At 41.1% G+C, this 18818-nt stretch carries 13 protein-coding genes; 7 read left to right on the top strand and 6 right to left on the bottom strand.

The annotated features are described in order from the left end of the window. Positions 1-218: 218 nt before the first annotated feature. The 4 genes from QNI22_RS25840 to QNI22_RS25825 all read right to left on the bottom strand — a co-directional run bounded on the left by QNI22_RS25840 (position 219) and on the right by QNI22_RS25825 (position 8416). A complete protein-coding gene (locus tag QNI22_RS25840; RefSeq protein WP_314515085.1) occupies positions 219-2456 on the bottom strand; it encodes a carbohydrate binding family 9 domain-containing protein in 2238 nt (745 codons plus the stop codon). A gap of 304 nt (positions 2457-2760) precedes the next feature. Then, complete coding sequence (locus QNI22_RS25835; RefSeq protein WP_314515084.1) at positions 2761-3702, bottom strand: sugar phosphate isomerase/epimerase family protein; 942 nt, start codon at positions 3700-3702, stop codon at positions 2761-2763. A 91-nt stretch (positions 3703-3793) separates the two neighbouring features. Next, positions 3794-4957, bottom strand: coding sequence for a pyridoxal phosphate-dependent aminotransferase (locus QNI22_RS25830; protein WP_314515082.1), 1164 nt, complete (start codon positions 4955-4957; stop codon positions 3794-3796). A gap of 123 nt (positions 4958-5080) precedes the next feature. Further along, complete coding sequence (locus tag QNI22_RS25825; protein ID WP_314515080.1) at positions 5081-8416, bottom strand: UvrD-helicase domain-containing protein; 3336 nt, start codon at positions 8414-8416, stop codon at positions 5081-5083. A gap of 248 nt (positions 8417-8664) precedes the next feature. Between QNI22_RS25825 and QNI22_RS25820 the strand changes: the two genes are divergently transcribed. Both QNI22_RS25820 and QNI22_RS25815 read left to right on the top strand, forming a co-directional pair. Continuing rightward, positions 8665-9264: a DUF6436 domain-containing protein gene (locus tag QNI22_RS25820; RefSeq protein ID WP_314515078.1), complete on the top strand. Its 600-nt coding sequence runs from the start codon at positions 8665-8667 to the stop codon at positions 9262-9264. A gap of 29 nt (positions 9265-9293) precedes the next feature. Continuing rightward, positions 9294-10715 (top strand): GAF domain-containing protein, encoded by a 1422-nt coding sequence (locus QNI22_RS25815; RefSeq protein WP_314515077.1) that lies wholly within the window; start codon positions 9294-9296, stop codon positions 10713-10715. A gap of 541 nt (positions 10716-11256) precedes the next feature. Here QNI22_RS25815 and QNI22_RS25810 read toward each other — a convergent pair. After that, a complete protein-coding gene (locus tag QNI22_RS25810; RefSeq protein ID WP_314515075.1) occupies positions 11257-12129 on the bottom strand; it encodes an NADAR family protein in 873 nt (290 codons plus the stop codon). A gap of 524 nt (positions 12130-12653) precedes the next feature. Here QNI22_RS25810 and QNI22_RS25805 point away from each other — a divergent pair. From QNI22_RS25805 to hslV, 5 genes are all read left to right on the top strand, one after another. Next, complete coding sequence (locus tag QNI22_RS25805) at positions 12654-13505, top strand: L-type lectin-domain containing protein (RefSeq protein WP_314515073.1); 852 nt, start codon at positions 12654-12656, stop codon at positions 13503-13505. A gap of 447 nt (positions 13506-13952) precedes the next feature. Next, positions 13953-15185, top strand: coding sequence for a diaminopimelate decarboxylase (gene lysA, locus QNI22_RS25800; protein WP_314515223.1), 1233 nt, complete (start codon positions 13953-13955; stop codon positions 15183-15185). A gap of 29 nt (positions 15186-15214) precedes the next feature. After that, positions 15215-15565, top strand: a complete 351-nt coding sequence (locus QNI22_RS25795; protein WP_314515072.1) for a hypothetical protein — start codon at positions 15215-15217, stop codon at positions 15563-15565. Between the two features lie 237 nt (positions 15566-15802). Further along, complete coding sequence (locus QNI22_RS25790) at positions 15803-16231, top strand: DUF5684 domain-containing protein (protein ID WP_314515069.1); 429 nt, start codon at positions 15803-15805, stop codon at positions 16229-16231. Between the two features lie 206 nt (positions 16232-16437). Further along, on the top strand, positions 16438-16977 hold the full coding sequence (gene hslV / locus QNI22_RS25785; RefSeq protein WP_313977211.1) for an ATP-dependent protease subunit HslV: 540 nt from the start codon (positions 16438-16440) through the stop codon (positions 16975-16977). Positions 16978-17049: 72 nt separating this feature from the next. On the opposite strand, the gene QNI22_RS25780 is transcribed toward hslV, so the two are convergent. Further along, a complete protein-coding gene (locus QNI22_RS25780; protein ID WP_314515066.1) occupies positions 17050-18690 on the bottom strand; it encodes a pyruvate dehydrogenase complex dihydrolipoamide acetyltransferase in 1641 nt (546 codons plus the stop codon). Positions 18691-18818 lie beyond the last annotated feature (128 nt).

Here is an 18818-nt window from a genome sequence, read left to right as displayed (position 1 = left end):
TCAATAATAGAACCAGAAAACTAACCTGTTTTTGGGAGAAATCTATGTTTTTTTACACTAACTTGTAAATTTATCTTATCAATGGTATAGCCAGGACTTCTTTAATCTGATAGTATACTTGCTAAAATAATAGTCTTACCTGAGCTGTGATACTAAAAAACGCGTATTTAAAATACGCGTTAGGCTCAATAGAATAATTAATAAGACGAACGATGCGTCTAAAATTGCTTTAGGAAAGTAATCTTGCCAATTACATTCTGCTCATATTGGCGTTCAACCGGATTTTTTGTGCCCGTGTATGCCCGATTATTATATACCAGAAACAGAAAGGATAAGGGTTTGAACTCCCATGACAACCGCACATTCCAGGTATCACGATTGCCTAATGTATTTTTCTGATAAAAGCCAATCAGTTGTAGTCTGGGATTCAGTGCTACACGACCATCAATTGTATATAGCTGTACATCATCACTAAAATTTTCAGAACCAACGTTTCGAAAGAAATTAGCCTGATAACGAAAAGTAAATGCCAGATGAGGTAGTGGGGAATATCGGCTAAAGAACTCCAGGAAATGAAGCTTTCCACCATAATATCCACCTGTTTCCCCATTCAATTGTACTGTGAATTTCCGGGATGGGTCAGAAGAGCTGTAAAAAGAGCTTCTGACATATTTATACACACCATTTTTAATGGTAATATCCAGTGGGCGTTCATCCATATCTCCCAGTCGCTGAAAGGTTGGATTGATTAGAATTCCAAAGAATCCTCCGTTTTGCAGGTTTAGCCATATAGGGTTACTGTTAAACTGAAATTCTATCAGCTCACCTGTAGTGGCTCTGTGGTACATCTCTATCATCAGTCCAGGTTCAAAGCCACGTAACCATTTAGGCATCCAAGCTCCCCGATCCAGAAAAAAGAAGCCAGGAGTTGTGGCAATAACATCGTTTCGAGATACAAACCCTACTTCTGGATTAAAGTTTTGTGTTACAATAGACTGTGTCCACCAGCTAATCAATCTGTTTGTACGTCTGAAATATTGTGCATACGCTGCAAACCCCTGATCATTGGGACGACCAGAGGCTGAGCCCATAACCATAAAATTAAAGGAAGCTGACTCATTGATCCGGAAGAAGCCATCTGCTGCTCCTACCCAATGTGTATATCCTTTGATTGTATCATGAAGAGATTCTACCTGTTTCATTGTAAATAATCCCCCAAGACGATTTTGTTTACCTATATTCTCTACATATCGTCCAACGGCATAATGAGTTAATGGGCTACCATCTGTACCTCGCTGTCGCATGACAATCCCACCTGCATTGCGTTTCAGAGATCTGTATACCATACGTGCGCCTGCATCAATAGGAATAGGATTTCCACTATCATCCAGACCAATACGACGACTGAAAAATGGTTGAATGCGCATAGAACCTCCTGAAAGATCATCATTGGGTGCCAGTCCAACCCCGAATAAGCTGGCATTCTCAAGAAAGAACTGACGTCTTTCAGGAAAGAAGATCCCAAATCGGGTAATATTATTTACTTGTCTGTCTACATCGGCCTGGGCAAAGTCGGTATTAAACGTCATGTCCAGTACTGTATTCGGATTAATGGCCCACTTAATTTCTCCCCCAGGTTTTACTTCTGTCGAGGTATGATCTCCAATCTCTGAACCATTGGAATTTTTGGTAGAGACTAACAAATACGGTTGTATCCGTATGTTTGGAGAGGGTGGTGGCGGTTTAATACCAATCAAAGTTCCTGCATAGTCCATACGGGATGGACTAAAGGCTCTGGGAAAAGGGTTCCAGCTTGAATATTCATTGGAATAACGGCGGTTTCTAAAAAAGTTTATTCCCCAGGATTGGTTTGTGGAGTCTGTTCTGGGGTAACGTAATGTTTGCCAGGGGATCGCAAATTCTGCTACCCAGCCAGAATCAGTACGATGTGTACGCACGCGCCAGAGGCCATCCCAGTCCAAATCAAATAACACATCGTCAAATGTTAGCAGATCTCGTTGTGTGCTGTATGGGTTGGTGACCATGACCATGGCATTTCGCTTATCATTAAATCCGTCAATCGAAAACCCAAAATGATCATGAGAACGAGACGAAAAATCTCTTCGAAAATCAGGGACCCGCAGACTTTTTTTACCTAAGCTGTCTTTGTTAAAAGCAGATATATAGAGAAACTGCTTATTATAAAGCACTCGTATTTCTGTATCGAAATTTAGTGTTTTACCCTGATAAGGCTCTACCTGAAAAAACTGAGTAGCTGGTTTGGCCAGCTTCCATTCTTCTTCCAGCTTTCCATCTATCCTTAGATTGGAGGGTATTTCTGTTGCTTCAATGGTTCGTTTTATAGAATCCGGAGCAAAAATAGCTGCACTATTCTGGCTATAAGAAATGAAAGGGATAAATAGAAGGAGGATGTTTATGAAGTAGAGAAATCGCATAAATGAAATGAGGCTTAGACAAAAACAGAGTCCAGTGTCTATCTCATGCCATAGATATTTCTGTGCTCTGGAATTTTTAATGTGTTTTTGCTACAAATATCTGATCTTTACTGAGTATTTTTTCTGTCTGAGCAATGCCATTCCACTAATGGTTTACCATTAGGATAAGTGGTTGTTAGATAGTAAAATAGGTGAGAGAGGATAATGGTAATAGAGAAAAGTAAAGCGTTGGGTAAACAGAGGTACTTTATTCTGGTTTTAGAAGACATAGTTTACCGCAAAGAATCTCTGAATCACGGATTACTCAAAATCCGTTTTCAGCGAGCCAGGTGCGCAAGGTATGCAGATCTTTTTTCATAGCTGCAATGACTTCCTTTTTATCTATCGTGAGAGTACGATTGCCATTTTCAGCACCTCCCAATGATTGTTCAAAGTGCATGGAAACAGGACCTGTAAACTGATATTTTTTGGCTAGAGGGAGGTAGGTCTTAAAATCTACAGTTCCTTCGCCTAAGGCACAGTGGTGTTTAAATCGTTTGCCTTCTTTTCTGTCCCAATAGAAATCCTTGATATCAAACGTTCGAACATAGGGTGCGATTAATTGCAGATTGATAGGCCAGTTATCACCTCCTTCAGCCGTGGCGTGATTGATATCATACTGGACTCCCATCCAGTCCGGATTTATTCCAGTGAGCAGTTCTTTTAGATCCCAGATGGCAGCACCTACATAAAAAGTTGGGGGTATACTGGCATGATTCTGATAACAGCCTGCTATTTTGTATTTCTGACTCAGAAGGGAGAGTTCCTTTAATGATACGTTGAACTGTCTGAGTTGCGAGAGTATGTCAGTCTGTGGTTTATAGTAATAATTGCCTGTACGATAATAACGAACTCCCAGTGAGGCTGCTGTTTTGAGAATATTTTCTGCTTCACTATCTGCCTTGGTAAGATGGGTAACAATCATTGGCAGTGCTAAGCCTGCCTTTCTAATGGCTTCATGGGCTTTAGGCAAATCATCTGTTACCCGTTCCGGCAAAACATGCCCACCCGGACGAACGGTCAGATCTATACCATCAAAGCCAATTTCAGCTGCTATCTCAGCCATATGCTGATAGCTGTCGGCCCACTGTAATTGTTTGGAAAATACACAGATCTGCATCTTTGACTTGGGTTTTGCCCATACAGAAGTAGTCGTTAACAAAGTACTGGTGGCCAGTGTGGCCTGGAGAAAATGGCGTCGATTCATATATTCAGGGATACGATATACTGACAACATTTGAACTCTGGTAAATACAGGAATCTTCGTAAGTATCCACAAAGATTCCTGTGAATGAAGTTTATTGCAATGCCAGAGTTACCCGCTCAATAGACTCTTCAAAAACAGATACATCACTGCAAAGGGACGCACGAATATAATTATTGCCTTGTGATCCGAATATACCACCAGGAGTAATAAATACATGGGCTTTCTGCAATATTTCATCGGATAAGGTATACCCATCTTTGTAGGTTGACGGAATTTTGGCCCACACAAACATACCTTGTTGATTTTCTGAGAAATCGCACCCCAGGCGCCATAGAAGTTCAAATACCTTTTGCTGCCGTTCGCGATAGATAGTGTTTACTTTATCATACCATTCCGGAGGATTGTGCAGGGCTTTGGCAGCAGCCAACTGGGCTGGTAAAAACATACCAGAGTCCATATTGCTTTTAAAGCGGAGCACATCCGCGATAAAGTTTGGATTGCCACCAAGCATGCCTATTCGCCAGCCTGCCATATTGTGAGACTTGCTAAGCGAGTTTAATTCCAGTGCTATATCTTTGGCTCCCTCTACTGACAGAATGCTCAAAGGCTTGTCATTTAGAATAAAACTATAAGGATTGTCATTGACAATCAGAATATTATGTTTCTTTCCAAAGGCTATTAGTTTCTCAAAGAACTCTGTATTAGCCTGTGCACCTGTTGGCATATGAGGGTAGTTGACCCACATAAGCTTTACCCGGCTCAGATCCTGTTTTTCCATTTCTTCGAAGTCAGGCAGCCAGTCATTTTCTTCAGATAGAGTATAGTCTACTATGGTTGCACCTGTCAGTAAGGAGGCTGAACGGTAGGTTGGATAACCTGGATTGGGGACTAATACCTGATCTCCTGCTTCCAGATAGGTCATAGCAATATGCATAATACCTTCTTTTGAACCTAGAAGAGGTAAAATTTCATTGGCGGGATTTAAGGTTACACCATACCAGGTATGATACCAGTTGGCGAAAGCTTCCCGTAATACAGGTGATCCAATATAACTCTGATACGCATGATTCTTTGGATTCTGAGCAGCTTCTCCTAAAGTAGTAATGGTTTCAGGAGAGGGTGGCAGATCCGGACTGCCAATACCCAGATTAATAACTTGTATGCCACGACTTTGCATTGCTGCAATTTCTTTTAACTTGGTAGAGAAGTAGTATTCCTGTACCAGATTCATCCGGCTGGCGGGCTGAATATGCATTAGTGTATAATTTACGAAGTGTGATATGAATTTTCGCGGTAAAAATAGTAGGATTTCGAAGGAAACCCTTGTTTTTTTACCTTGAATATTCGAACGATATTTTAGATAACCTCTTAAAGTAGTTTACATACTTCCTACAGCTGTAGTGAAGGTTGTTACTTCCAGTGTCTGGGTATTGACAATGAGTTTTTCTACTTCCTGATAGCCCATTTGTCTTAATGCTTTAGCGTATCGGTTCAATAATTTTTCAGCATCCTCCTGAGAATCACCCGATATATAACTCATAATGGTAACAGCACTTCCATTGACAATGACGCGATCCGGAGGAATCAGATTGAGTGTATGTCTGGAAAGAATATCTTTCACAGGCTTTACCTCAGCCTTGGGAGAGAAGTGAGGTCGCAAAGCCGATTGACTGATAATCTCCTCGAGATCTCTTCGAAAGGAATTTCGTTCACTTTCGCTGATACTGCCTTCACTTTCAAATTTATCCAGACAAAGCTCAATTTGTGCATCGCTCTCAAGATGACGCAATGCTTCACATAACTTTTGAGCATGATCTCTTTCTTTTTCAAAAGTTTCTGTATCAAACATTCGGGAGGCCATACGGCGAAGTCTGGCTTTCTTGTGCCAGTCTGCCACTGGGTCATTGGTTACCAGAAATACTTCATTCTCCTGTGCAACCTCCTTAGGAGTGGGTTTTAGGGTTCCTTCCCGTAAAATATAGTGCGGACGGTGAGGCTCCCATAACTCCTTCTGGTCCAGATAATCGTGTAGCAACATACTTACATTGATGCGGTCTGTTCGTTTGGAGAAGTCAAACTCTTTGCCTAACAGGTAAAGCCGGTCTGTAGGCCGTGTGAGAGCCACATACAACAGATTCATATTCTCAATGAATAGCTTCTCCGTATCTTCTTCGTATTGTTTCCGCAAGGGAGTCCGTGTTAGTTCCTTTTTAGGTGTGATAGGAGTAGACCGCAATGAAATGTCTTTGAGATAAGGGGATTCATAGGATAATCGGTTTGTATCCAAGCTCATCCACCATATCTCTCCGGGTCTGGGAAACATGTCCCAATCTGCAAAAGGAACAAGCACTATCGGATATTCCAGACCTTTGGATTTGTGGACAGAGGTAACGGTCACTGCATCTTTGTCTTTGGGCGTATTAATATACAATACCTCCTTTTTCCGTTCCCAAAAGTCCATAAATTCTCCCAGATGGTTACTTTGTTTGACTGAAAAATCGAGCAATACATCCAGAAAACGATAAATGTAGGGTGTTTGTCCGTTCAGTTCGGCCAGCCGGAAGGTTTGTACCAGTGTCGCCCCGAGTTCATACAACCCCATTTGCTGAAGCCGGAAAGGATTCAGAAAATATTCTTTTCCTTCCAGATGGGAGAATAAAGGCTTGAGAGAAGATCCTTTGCGCATGACCTCCCATTCATTGGGAGTAAGCTGAGGCATCTGCTGAAGGATATGCTGATAAAAAAGATGTAAAGCCTCATATCGAGCCAACGTATCGTCTGGCGAATGTAATATTTTAAGAAAGGAAATCAGCAAAGAGATGGCAGGTGAGGACTGAAGCAATAAAGAGTCCTGTGAGATAATATCTACACCACGATCTTTGAGGAAATTGGCAACCAGACGGGCATATTTGTTCTGACGACATAAGACTGCAATATCCCGGTGAGTATATCCTGCTTCCAGTACGTCTTGTACATTGCGTAAAACAGCTTCAAGGGTACGTCTCTCATAGGCAGAAAGTCCGTCTTCGGCTGTATCATCGTCTTCTTTCGCTGAATCAATAAACTGAATTTCAATATGGCCACCTGTTTTGGCTGTTGCAGGGACTTCCTGAGAGGCAAATTCGTCATATACTTCAGCCAGCAACTGGCGGTCAGCTCCATACATATCCGCCAGTGTTCGGAATATATCGTTGTTAAACTCTATAATTTCACGGGTACTGCGAAAGTTTGTATTGAGTCGTTCTTTGGCCAGCGTGTAATTAATAGTCTCATAGCGAACTCCGAGCAGGTCTGGCTCCTGATGGCGGCTTAACAAAACGTCAAAGCGCTTGTTAGACAGGTGTACAATCTGCTCCATATCACCACCCCGCCAGCGGTAAATGGCTTGTTTGGCATCTCCTACAATCAGACTGAAATGTCCTTTAGCCAAACCGTTTTCCAATAGGGGTAGCAAGTTATTCCATTGTAGTACAGATGTATCCTGAAATTCATCAATCAGAATGTGGTTGTATTTCTCGCCTAGCCGTTCATAAATAAATGGTACAGGCTCTTTCAGAATTATATTTACCAGTGCCTGATTGAAATCAGAAATCAGTACCTGATTTTTGTCTGATTTAATCAGACGTAGCTCGTGGCTAATCTCATGAATAACAGACAGTTTATAATAGTGTTGCAGTATGTTTTCAAGGAGCAGCCAGTCTCCTTTCATTTTTTCGATATTTTCAAACACACTGAATAGTGTGGGTTGCAGTTCTGCTATGGCTCGACGTTTTTCTTCCTTCGTGGTTTTACTAGCCCATTCGTCTGCATAAAAAAGCTCCTGAAGGGTAGGAGATACTTCTTTGTCCAACTCCCGATCTATATTGTTGGCATTCTTGTCAAAATACCCCCAAATACCTCGTTGACCCTGCTGGAAGTATTTACTATCCAAACCATACGTCTGCATGGTCTCCAAAGACATTTGAGCTGATTCGGCTATTTTGGTTTTAAGCTCTTCTTTGCGTTGTTCAATAATTGCCCGTGTTGTTTTGAAATCATCCATCGTGAGATGTTTGATTCGATCCATGGCTTCTGTTACTTTTTCACTGAGCAGCTGGGCTCCAAATTCTGCCAGATTATCCGGTAATCCATTCCAGCTTTTTCCTTCGTCGGTAATCTCCAGTGCATAGGCTTCCAGCATTTCAGACAATATCTTCTCCTCGTCATGACCAATCCGATTGAGGAGGCGGTCTACGGCATTGGATACTAGTTCAATGCCTTCCATCGAAACTTCATAGTTAAAGGGAATATCCAGCTCTTCAGTAAACGCACCTACCAGACGGTTTACAAAACTGTCGATGGTACTGACGGCAAAGTCAGAATAATCGTGAAGAATGTGGGAAAATGCCCGTCCGGCACGTCGGCGAAGTATTTGTTCAGTGAGAGGCTCTACACGATCAATTTGGTTCAGTTCCTGTACAATGATATCCAACAACTGTTGATTGCCAGGGCGTTTGTTTTCGGGTAAGGAATCTGGATCTGCAAACCCACGCAAGGCACCCAGAATCCGTTCTTTCATTTCATTGGCCGCATCATTGGTAAAGGTAATAGCCAGAATATGCCTGAAATAAAACGGGTCATCACTTTTTAAGGCGAGCTTCAGGTATTCTTTGGTTAGCGTATACGTTTTTCCCGAACCTGCTGAAGATGTATATACTTTAAACGGCTTCTCCATATTTCTGTTACTAACTGACAATCAAGCACTGTTGCCTTAAAGAGGTTTGTATCCTACTCTGTGTGATGATGATAGACAGGAAAGAATTTAAATGTAAAGGTAAGAAAACCTTGCATTACCTTAAATAGACATTTTGCATCTATCTGCTGCAAGGTTTTCCTACCTGTTGTAAACACACTTGTCTGTCAGGGAGTTTCTGAATTTATAAGTTCTCCTGTAAATTTGATATACGCTTTACTTTTCTATATATGCTAAACAAGGTGCTGGCTATATTGTTGACTTCAGCTGCAATCTCAGGTATTGCTTTTCTGTTTTGGCAACAGGAATTACAGTATCAGCTGCCTACACCTGTTCCCAAAGGGTATAAAAGCATAGACACAGGCACCTATATATCATTGCCTGAAGAAATCCAGATAAAAAGCAAAAAACCTGTACTGATTCATTTCTTTAATCCTGAATGTCCTTGTTCTCGATTTAATATACAGCATTTTATTACACTGACCAGAAATTATGCGGATAAAATGGACTTTTATGCAGTAGTATCTCAGAAAGAAGAGATTGAATCTGCAAGGGAGTTGTTGAAAGATACAAATATAGGAGTAGTTACAGATGAGAATCAGTCACTAGCGAAGAAGTGCGGAGTATACTCAACCCCACAGGCAGTTGTGATTGATGAACAGAGTCAGTTGTATTACCGGGGAAATTATAATCGGGCTCGTTACTGTACACAAAGACAGACCAGTTATGCCCAGATGGCTATTGAACAAGTGATTGCACATAATCCGCCACCTTATTTTGATACACTGGCTACCCGTTCATATGGATGTCAGCTACCAGAACGAAATTAGTGTGAAACAACATATAATCAACACAAGCTATGGATGAGAAATACGAAGAGTATCTGTTGGAAGATGCCTACGTAAAGATTAACAAAACCGGAGACAGTGTTAACAACATTGCCTTTGCCTGTTATTTTTTGTTTGGTTGTATCATTGCCTTTCAATATGGGACTTTCAAAATTGCATTTGGAGTGGGTGGTTTATGTCTTGTCATGTACTATGGAACCAAGTTCCTGTTACCTAAGTCTTCTTTTTACCAGTATATAGGAAGTGTGATTGTGGCCTTGTTTTCTGCCCAGTTTATTTACCAGATGCATGGTATGTTTGAGATGCACTTCTTTGTTTTTATAGGAGCTACTTTGCTCATTGCCTATCAGAACTGGCGATTGCAGCTACCCAATATCATTGTGGTGGTTATCCATCATGGCATCTTTGCTTACCTGCAATATAAAGGAAATGCAGAGATCTATTTTACTCAGCAGACCTATATGGATCTGGAGACGTTTCTGTTCCATGGAGCTCTGGCAACGGTAGTGGTATTAATTTGTGGGTATTGGGCTTATATACTAGAGCGAAAGACGAAGAGGGAAATGTTTATCAAGGCAGGTGTATTGCAACAGGTAAACAACATCCGACACAATATAGAGTTTGCAGATGCGATCAGTCAGGGAAATCTCGCTGCCATTTATACCATTATGGATGATAAAGACGAGCTGGGTAAGTCGTTGTTGAAAATGCAGGCAAGTCTGACTATAGCCCAGAAGAAAGATATGCAGGACAAGTTTATGACGTTGGGACTGGCTCAGATGGGAGAGATTTTGCGTAATAGTTCGGATATCCAATCACTTTCGTATGAGATCATTTCGCACATGGTCAAATATCTAAAAGCCAACCAGGGTGGGATTTTTATTCTTCAGGACAAAGAGTCTGATCCTTATCTGGAGCTGACAGCCTGTTATGCCTATGATCGCAAAAAATATTTGAAAAAACGAATAGAGATAGGAGAAGGATTGATAGGTCAGGTAGTTCTGGAAAAAGATACCATCTTTCTTACCGATATTCCCCATGATTATGTTCATATAACTTCTGGACTAGGTGAGGCTAATCCGGGTTGTATATTGATAGTACCGCTTAAACTCAATGATGAAGTAGAGGGTGCACTGGAATTGGCGTCTTTTAATGTATTTGAAAAGCATGAGATAGAACTGGTAGAAAAACTGGCAGAAAGTATTGCCTCAGCGGTATCAGCTACCCGAACAAATGAGAATACAAAAAAACTATTGGAAGAATTAAAGCAACAAACTGAAATGTTGCGCAGCCAGGAAGAGGAAATGCGCCAGAATATGGAAGAACTAGCGGCTACTCAGGAAGAAATGGAACGTCGTCAGGCTGAAATGGAAGAGATGCGCATAGAAGAGGTAACACGTCTGCAAAACAGAATTAAGGAACTGGAAGGGTAGTTGAAAGTGTAAAACTTCTTTTAGTTGATTTTATAGCAGTCAGGGTTTTATTGGATAGAGGGATATAATTACCTATCTGATTATATCCTGACTATTTTATTTCCAATATCCTGATATAAAGTTAGTGTGCATAGTTTTATGTAGATGAGATTGTTGATCGGAATTCAACGCAGACAATTTTTTGCGATGAATTTCAATCAAACAAAAAATTTGCGGTTTATTTTGTTCAAAATAATTTCTTGCGGTTTACTCAACGCATCAGCAATTTTGTGGTGAACTCTAGGCAAAAACTTTTTTGAGAATAGCAATAGAGACTGCCTCCTTATTTTATTGTATGCCTAGAACTAAACTCAAAATTTGTAATGAGCATAGTTCTATGCACATTAGGCAAGAAAGGTTGTATTTAAGGTAGTTTGGGCATTTGCAGTCCGTTCTCCTTTAGGTTTTAGATCAAGTATAACAGAAAAAGAAAATTGAAGTAAGGATAGGAAAGCATACTGTAAGAAGTTTAAAAGCTTCCAAAGTCTTTCTCTTGGCTCTATCAAACTGTGTACTCTTTCAGTTTGCTCCAGTCAATGATATGATAGTTTTTATAAACCTTCCGCAATTCATCTCTGACTTCCATAAGGGCAAACCCCAGCAGATTACTGCCCCGCCAGGTAGTCGGGTCCAGTGCCTTTGCATTGTCTTCGGCCAGACCTATGCCCCAGATTGTATCCAATGGACTAGCCTCTACCAGAATCTGATTGCCTGTAGATAACAGATAGTCACGCATATCTTTGTTTTGGGTAAACTTGTAATAGTTGCCATTGAGGACAATGGAATATTTGGCTTTGTCCCAGATGCTTTGATCAAAGTTTTTTACTTTCTGTCCTAAGGCTTTCATTTCCTTTGGGTCTGTTGATTGCATAATTCTGCTCTCTGTTTCAGCGTCCTCAAAGAGTCTGGCTTTTTCAGCCATCATATATTGTTCCGCACAGGTGTATTCGCCTTCATCAACCTCAAAGTAAGATGGTTGCCACTGTCCCAGACAAAACTTATCCAGTGCGTCAGGATTAGGTTTCCAAAAGAAAAGATAGGAGAGTGGGGCTGATTTGACCTGCTCGATCAGTTTCTCTCTTGAATACTGCATCTCACCATTTTTGTGCCATAGTTGTACAGTCCCACATTCAAAATCCTCAATGTCTTCAAAGTCATAATCAGGGTTGTAATATTCCCTCCAGAATACCGGATGCGGAAACATCTCTTCATACTGTCGTCGTTGCTCTTCTGATAAGTTTTCCTTCCAATCCCCCAAATTAAATTTATATCCTTCCCCATAACCCATTCGCCAGCCAATGCTGTATTGTGAGATATGAGGATACATAATCCATATAGGAGGCATAGGACTATCTAGTGTAAACGATGGAGTCATAGGTGGTTTAGTTTATAGACGGTGAACTTTAATATTGTATAGAGTTTTTCAAATTGTACTTAATTTTTGAATGGGAAAACGTAGTTTGAGCAGGTTAGGTTTTGCGCAGCAATAGATAAAGTAATTTATTTTTTGTTTTCCCCAAAGCAACACTCCTCTGTTTCCCTGAAAAAATCTCTCCCTTTTGTCTTCCTTAAGTAAATCTCTCTTTGCTGTCCTTCTGAAAGAAACTCGTGGCAAGACCGGCGGCATTTGGTTTCTGAATATTTTTTTTCACTCATATACCAAGCATGGCTCTATTTGTCACGAGTTTCTTTCAGAAGGACAAAGAAGGGAGTGATTCTTTTATGAGACATGATTCAAAAGGACAAAAAGTATCGTCCTCCCATCAAGGCAGAGAGTGTTTTTTTCATCTGAAAAATACTGAAATACTTGCTGTTTTTACCACTTGGTTTTGTATCTTTCCTATACATTCAGCGAGCCGCCTTTCCCTTACAGATTTACCAACCTAATTTCGTACCACTATGCGTGTACCTTTACTCCTTTTGGCAGGTATGGTAGTGGCGATAAGCTCTGCACAATCGCCATTTAAGCTTATGGGCGATGCGGCTCCAATGGATGGAGGCTGCATACAACTTACTCCGGATGTTCCGTATTCTGAAGGACTCGCATACAGTACACAGAAGCTGAATCTGAATACCTACTTTGAGATTCAGTTTGATATTTATCTAGGTACTAAAGAAGAAGGGGCAGACGGAATTACCTTTGTGGTACACAATGACCCCAATCAGTATCAGGCCTTTGGCACCTGGGGTGAGTGTATGGGATATGGTCGCTGGAGCAAAGACTATGTAGCCGGAAATTATATTTCGCCCTCTGTCGCTGTTGAGTTTGATACCTATTACAATGCCCGCCAGAACGACCCTTACTGTGATCATGCCGCCTATCTGGAAAATGGTACCAACTTTCATACCCAGTACTGGAACAACAATACGGACAATTATAACCTGGAAGACGGCAAACTCCATGACTTCAGGTTTCGGTGGAATCCGGAGAAACAACTGATCACTGTTTTTCTGGATGGACATATAGTCTATTCTGGCAAGAAAGATCTGATTCACGAAGTATTTAAAGGGGCTACTCAGGTAATATGGGGCTTTACAGCTTCTACAGGCCGGGCCAGTAACCTGCAGTATTTCTGTCTGAAGCAGATTGCCGTCTATAAGATTCCTTCCAGGGCAGTAAAACCTGTGAAACCAGCCATTCCAAACCTGACACTCCAAACTGCCCCCAAAATGGATCATAACCAAGCTGCTATATCTGAGGTCACATCTGTACAAACACCCAGGTTAGACCAAGTGCCTTTGTTGCGATAGTTGAAACACAGTTTTCCAGACGCTTCGGACAGATCAGACCCTTCTAAAAAACATTTTATAAAGGGGATGAGCATTGCAATTTTTTAAATATCTGATAAACAGCACCTTATTTTATTTAAAAATTTCCAAACTAACTTTCATGGTCAGACTGAATACACAATACCTGTAGTACTTGTTTTGTAATTACCTATTAATCAACCAGATAATCTAATTCCTGTATTACCTCCCTTTATAAAATGTTTTTTAGAAGGGTCTGATCTGTCTGAAGCGTCTGGAAAATGGAGATTTGCTATTGGCATTTTTTAAGTGCAGGTAAGATAATGAAGCAGATACCTGAACCTTGATTGCCAATAATGCTGAATCAGATAAAAAAAGATACTATTTTTGAGACTCATTTTATCTGTTCAACTACAAACGCTGTTAGCAGCAAGGGATTTCTCAATTTACATGCAACTTTCCGGTCAACAGTATCAGATTCAAGGGCTTAATGTACTTGATATCTGCCAGCAATTTGGAACACCTCTCTATGTCTATGATGCGGATGTGATTATTCGCCAGATCAATAACCTTAAAAGCGCTTTCAATACCGTTCCTTTGCGGATTAAGTTTGCATGTAAGGCACTGACCAATATTTCTGTGTTGAAGCTGATGCAGACACAAGGCATTGGCATTGATGCCGTATCTGTAGCAGAAGCTCGGCAGGCGTTACTGGCTGGGTTCAAGCCTAAAGATATTACCTTCACCTCCAACGGAGTAGATTTCTCAGAAATACAGGAGGCGGTAGAATTGGGTGTCTCAATCAATGTAGATAATCTGCCTACACTGGAACTGTTTGGAAAGATCTTTGGAAATACTGTTCCCTGCTGTATCCGGCTAAAGCCCAATATCCGTGCAGGTGGCAATGCTAAAATCCAAGTAGGGCACGAACACTCAAAGTTTGGTATTCCATTGGCACAACTGCCGGATGTACATACCCTGGTTACCAAATATAACATTGTTATCAATGGTCTGCATATTCATACCGGATCAGATATTCTGGACCCGGAAGCCTTTATTCAGGGAGCTAATGTACTTTTTACAGTAGCAAAAGAGTTTCCAGACCTTGCCTTTATTGATTTTGGTGGTGGATTTAAAGTCGGGTACAAAAAGGGTGACAAAACTACCAACATGCCAGACCTAGGTGAAAAACTTTCAGCTGCCTTCAAAGAGTTCTGCAAAGACTATGGTCGTGAACTGGAAATGTGGTTTGAACCTGGTAAATATCTGGTAAGTGAGTGTGGCGTGTTGTTTGTAAAGGCTAATCAGGTAAAACAGACACCGAGCATCACCTTTGTACAGGTCAATTCAGGCTTAAACCATCTGATTCGTCCAATGATGTATGATGCCTATCATGAAATTGTGAACGTATCTAACCCTGCTGGTGAACTAAAAACCTATGATGTAGTAGGATATATCTGTGAGACAGACACATTAGGCTCTGATCGCCAGTTGAACGAAGTCCGTGCGGATGATGTGCTGGCGCTATTGAATGCCGGAGCCTATGGCTTTACCATGAGTAGCCAGTACAATGCCCGTTTTCGTCCGGCAGAAGTATTAGTCTACAAAGGAGAAGCCCGTCTGATCCGTGAACGTGAGACAATGGAAGATATTCTGCGTAATCAGATTTTACTAGACTTTTAATCATTTTTCAACTACCTGTGATGTCAGAGATGTCATCTGTTATTATATTGTACCGTCCGGTTGCTCAAAAAGAGTTAGATCTTATTGAGCAATCTGGTTGGACAAAGTTCCCTCCCAGGCTCCCTGAGCAGCCCATTTTTTATCCGGTACTAAACCTGGAATATGCCCGTCAGATTACAGTAGACTGGAATGTTCCTGCCTATGGCAATGGCTATGTCACTCAGTTTGCAGTAGATGCTGCGTATCTCAAAAAATTTCCTGTACAGAATGTAGGAGGCAAAGGCTATGATGAACTATGGATTCCTGCCGAAGAACTGCAAGAATTTAACCAGCACATTGTAGGAAAAATTGAGGTAGTCGAGCAGTATTTTCAATCTTAAGGTTTTTCCTCAAAAAACATTTTCTGGGTTCATTTACATTAACCATGAAAATGTTGCTGGTAACATGTTATATAGGGTCAATAGTATGAAAAAATAGGTAAAAACGTCATATGTAAGGAAAGGTGTGCCACTGAAATAATAAGTTTCTCCTTTGGAAGTAATTTTACTACAAAATAAATGGGGAACACCGAAAACCCGGTTCTAATAGAGTAGGTAACACAAATCTTGCTTTACAGTATGTTTGCTCTGTTTTCAGTTTTATTCTTAATCTATGTAGGTATTATTATTCTAGCCATTGTATCCTGGTGGAGGTTATTTGAAAAAGCTGGAAAACCGGGCTGGGCTTCTATAGTACCTATTTATGGTTTTATTGTTCAGCTTGAAATAGTTGGGAAACCTGCCTGGTGGACGTTATTACTCTTTGTTCCTATTGTTAACATAGTAATTCTGATCTGGACGTTAAATCTATTGTGCAAAAGCTTTGGAAAAGACGAAGGCTATACTGTTGGTATGCTCTTTTTAGGGTTTATATTCCTGCCAATGCTGGCTTTTGGTAATGCTGAATACCTTGGCCCTGCAGGAGACCCCGATTACCAATTTGCCAGAAATACCTATGGCACAGTTCCTATTCCTGTAAATAAAGATCTTTACAATAGTAATAATTAAACGTGCATAAATTTTCTGCAAGTATCCCTTTACTCATTTCAGGTAAAGGGATTTTGTTTTTAGAAAGATACCATCTTCCCTTGTTTGCATCCTTCTCTATCTGAACTTTTTCTTTTCTGCAAATATTATTTAAACTTGAACGTCAATAGTATCACAATGGAGTATAACATACTCTGTTGCATTACTCAATTCTGATTAAATAATATATGATGGAAAAGATTCATGCAACTACCGTTGTTGCTGTATTACATAATGGTCAGGTTGCCATTGGGGCAGATGGCCAGGCTACCATGGGAAATACCGTTGCCAAAAGCAACGTCCGTAAGATCCGTAAACTGATGGATGGCAAAGTGTTGGCAGGCTTTGCTGGTTCTACTGCTGATGCCTTTGCCTTACTAGAGCGATTTGAAGAAAAACTGAATGCCTACGGTGGGAATTTTAAGCGAGCTGCTATAGAACTGGCAAAAGACTGGCGTACAGACCGTTTCTTGCGACGGTTGGAAGCAATGCTGATTGCGGCTACTAACGAAGAAATCCTAATCATCTCCGGAACAGGTGATGTGTTGGAGCCAGATAATGGTATTGCGGCCATTGGTTCAGGAAGTATGTATGCACAATCTGCAGCTATTGCGTTGAAGAAACATGCACCACAACTGACAGCCGAACAAATGGTGACAGAGAGCCTTCATATTGCAGCGGATATCTGTATTTATACCAATCATAATCTGGTGGTAGAGAAGCTTTAACAGATTACAGATATAAAACAAAAGAGCCTGTTCTGAAACAGGCTCTTTTGTTTTACAAAAATGAGTTTCTGATTATACCAACATACGCATAGGATCTTCCAGAAGTCCTTTTAATGTTTGCAGGAATGCTGCTCCTGTTGCTCCATCTACTACACGGTGATCGCAAGACAGAGTCAGTTTCATAATTCCGGAAACTTTGATCTCTCCATTTACTACAACAGGTGTTTGTTTGATTCCACCTACTGCCAGAATACAAGAGTTTGGAGGGTTGATAATGGCAGTGAATTCTTCAATACCAAACATACCCAGGTTCGAAATAGAGAAAGTGCTTCCTTCCATTTCCTGAGGTTGCAGTTTTTTATCTTTCGCTTTTCCTCCCAGTTCTTTTGCATCCGCTGAGATTTGAGATAGAGATTTGATATCTGCGTTTTTGATAACAGGCACCAGCAATCCATCGGGTACAGCAACAGCCATACCAATGCTCACATGGTGATTGTAACGAATTTTGTCACCTAGCCAGGATGCATTGATCGCTGCATGCTGACGCAATGCCATTGCTGTAGCTTTGATCACGATATCATTGAATGACAACTTAACCGGTGAGTACTGATTCATTGCTTCACGGGCAGTAGTTGCCTTATCCATATTCACTTCAATAGTCAGATAGAAGTGAGGTGCACTGTACATACTTTCTGCCAGACGACGTGCAATAACTTTACGCATCTGAGATACAGGCACATCTTCGTAACTTTCCTGACCTGTTACTACCGGCGCTTTAGCAGGAGCTTTTTCTGCTGCTGGCTGAGACGCAGGAGTAGTAGAAGGAGTAGAAGTTGGTTGTGCAGAAGGAGTGAATGTTTCGACATCGCGTTTTACGATACGTCCATTCTCACCACTTCCTTTCACTTGTTGTATGTTAACACCTTTTTCTTCTGCAATTTTCTTTGCCAGAGGAGAAATCTTAACACGTTCGTCAGAATCAGAAACAGAGTTAGCTGGCTGCTTGGCAGGTTCTGTTGCAGAGGCAGTATTGTTGCTAGTTGTTGCTGCCTGGGGTGTAGAGGCAGTAGCGGTTGCTCCTCCACCTAACAATGCCTGATAGTCAGCGCCTTTTTCACCAATAATTACTAGTGGAGCTTTGGCGGCTACAGCATCTCCTTCTTTGGCACCTATATACAATAATATACCAGCTTCCGGAGATTCAAAATCCATCGTAGCTTTGTCTGTCTCGATTTCAGCCAGCAAATCACCAGATTTTACTGTGTCACCTACTTGTTTATGCCATTTTACGATGGTTCCCTCAGTCATGGTATCCGTCATCTGAGGCATTGGAACCAATGTCGCTTTTACATTAGCAGCTGGAGTAGCCGCTACTGGTGCAGGAGCTGGCTTGCTTTCTTCTGCTTTTGGTTCAGCAGCCGGAGGAGGTGTTGCTACAGATCCACCTGTTTTTCCATCCAGCAATGCTTTGAAGTCTTCACCCGGTTTTCCTACAACGGCGATAATACCATCGATAGGAACGTTTTTTTGATCGGTAATATATAAGATTGTACCTTCATTGTAGGACTCCAGCTCCATAGTAGCTTTGTCGGTTTCTACTTCGGCCAGAACGTCGCCGGTTTTGACCGTATCACCTACTTTTTTCAGCCAACCAGCAATGACACCTTCGGTCATGGTGTCACTCATCTTGGGCATACGTATTGCTTCAGCCATTTTTTCTCAGTACGAAAGAATTAAAATTGAAAATCAGTAGAACTCATTAGGACACCAAATATACAGGTGTATTTATAAATAGGCAAAAGGCAGCACAGAAAAGGCATTTTTTTTTACACAGGTAATTG

It is taken from the genome of Xanthocytophaga agilis (assembly GCF_030068605.1).
Taxonomy (GTDB): domain Bacteria; phylum Bacteroidota; class Bacteroidia; order Cytophagales; family 172606-1; genus Xanthocytophaga; species Xanthocytophaga agilis.
Note: the sequence above shows the minus strand (reverse complement) of the source record. Positions and strands in the feature narration are given on the sequence as shown.

Bases quoted from the DNA above. Each gene is read 5' to 3' on its own strand.
- QNI22_RS25840 (WP_314515085.1), bottom strand. From the start codon at position 2,456: ATGCGATTTCTCTACTTCATAAACATCCTCCTTCTATTTATCCCTTTC.
- QNI22_RS25835 (WP_314515084.1), bottom strand. From the start codon at position 3,702: ATGAATCGACGCCATTTTCTCCAGGCCACACTGGCCACCAGTACTTTG.
- QNI22_RS25830 (WP_314515082.1), bottom strand. From the start codon at position 4,957: ATGCATATTCAGCCCGCCAGCCGGATGAATCTGGTACAGGAATACTAC.
- QNI22_RS25825 (WP_314515080.1), bottom strand. From the start codon at position 8,416: ATGGAGAAGCCGTTTAAAGTATATACATCTTCAGCAGGTTCGGGAAAA.
- QNI22_RS25820 (WP_314515078.1), top strand. From the start codon at position 8,665: ATGCTAAACAAGGTGCTGGCTATATTGTTGACTTCAGCTGCAATCTCA.
- QNI22_RS25815 (WP_314515077.1), top strand. From the start codon at position 9,294: ATGGATGAGAAATACGAAGAGTATCTGTTGGAAGATGCCTACGTAAAG.
- QNI22_RS25810 (WP_314515075.1), bottom strand. From the start codon at position 12,129: ATGACTCCATCGTTTACACTAGATAGTCCTATGCCTCCTATATGGATT.
- QNI22_RS25805 (WP_314515073.1), top strand. From the start codon at position 12,654: ATGCGTGTACCTTTACTCCTTTTGGCAGGTATGGTAGTGGCGATAAGC.
- lysA (WP_314515223.1), top strand. From the start codon at position 13,953: ATGCAACTTTCCGGTCAACAGTATCAGATTCAAGGGCTTAATGTACTT.
- QNI22_RS25795 (WP_314515072.1), top strand. From the start codon at position 15,215: ATGTCATCTGTTATTATATTGTACCGTCCGGTTGCTCAAAAAGAGTTA.
- QNI22_RS25790 (WP_314515069.1), top strand. From the start codon at position 15,803: ATGTTTGCTCTGTTTTCAGTTTTATTCTTAATCTATGTAGGTATTATT.
- hslV (WP_313977211.1), top strand. From the start codon at position 16,438: ATGATGGAAAAGATTCATGCAACTACCGTTGTTGCTGTATTACATAAT.
- QNI22_RS25780 (WP_314515066.1), bottom strand. From the start codon at position 18,690: ATGGCTGAAGCAATACGTATGCCCAAGATGAGTGACACCATGACCGAA.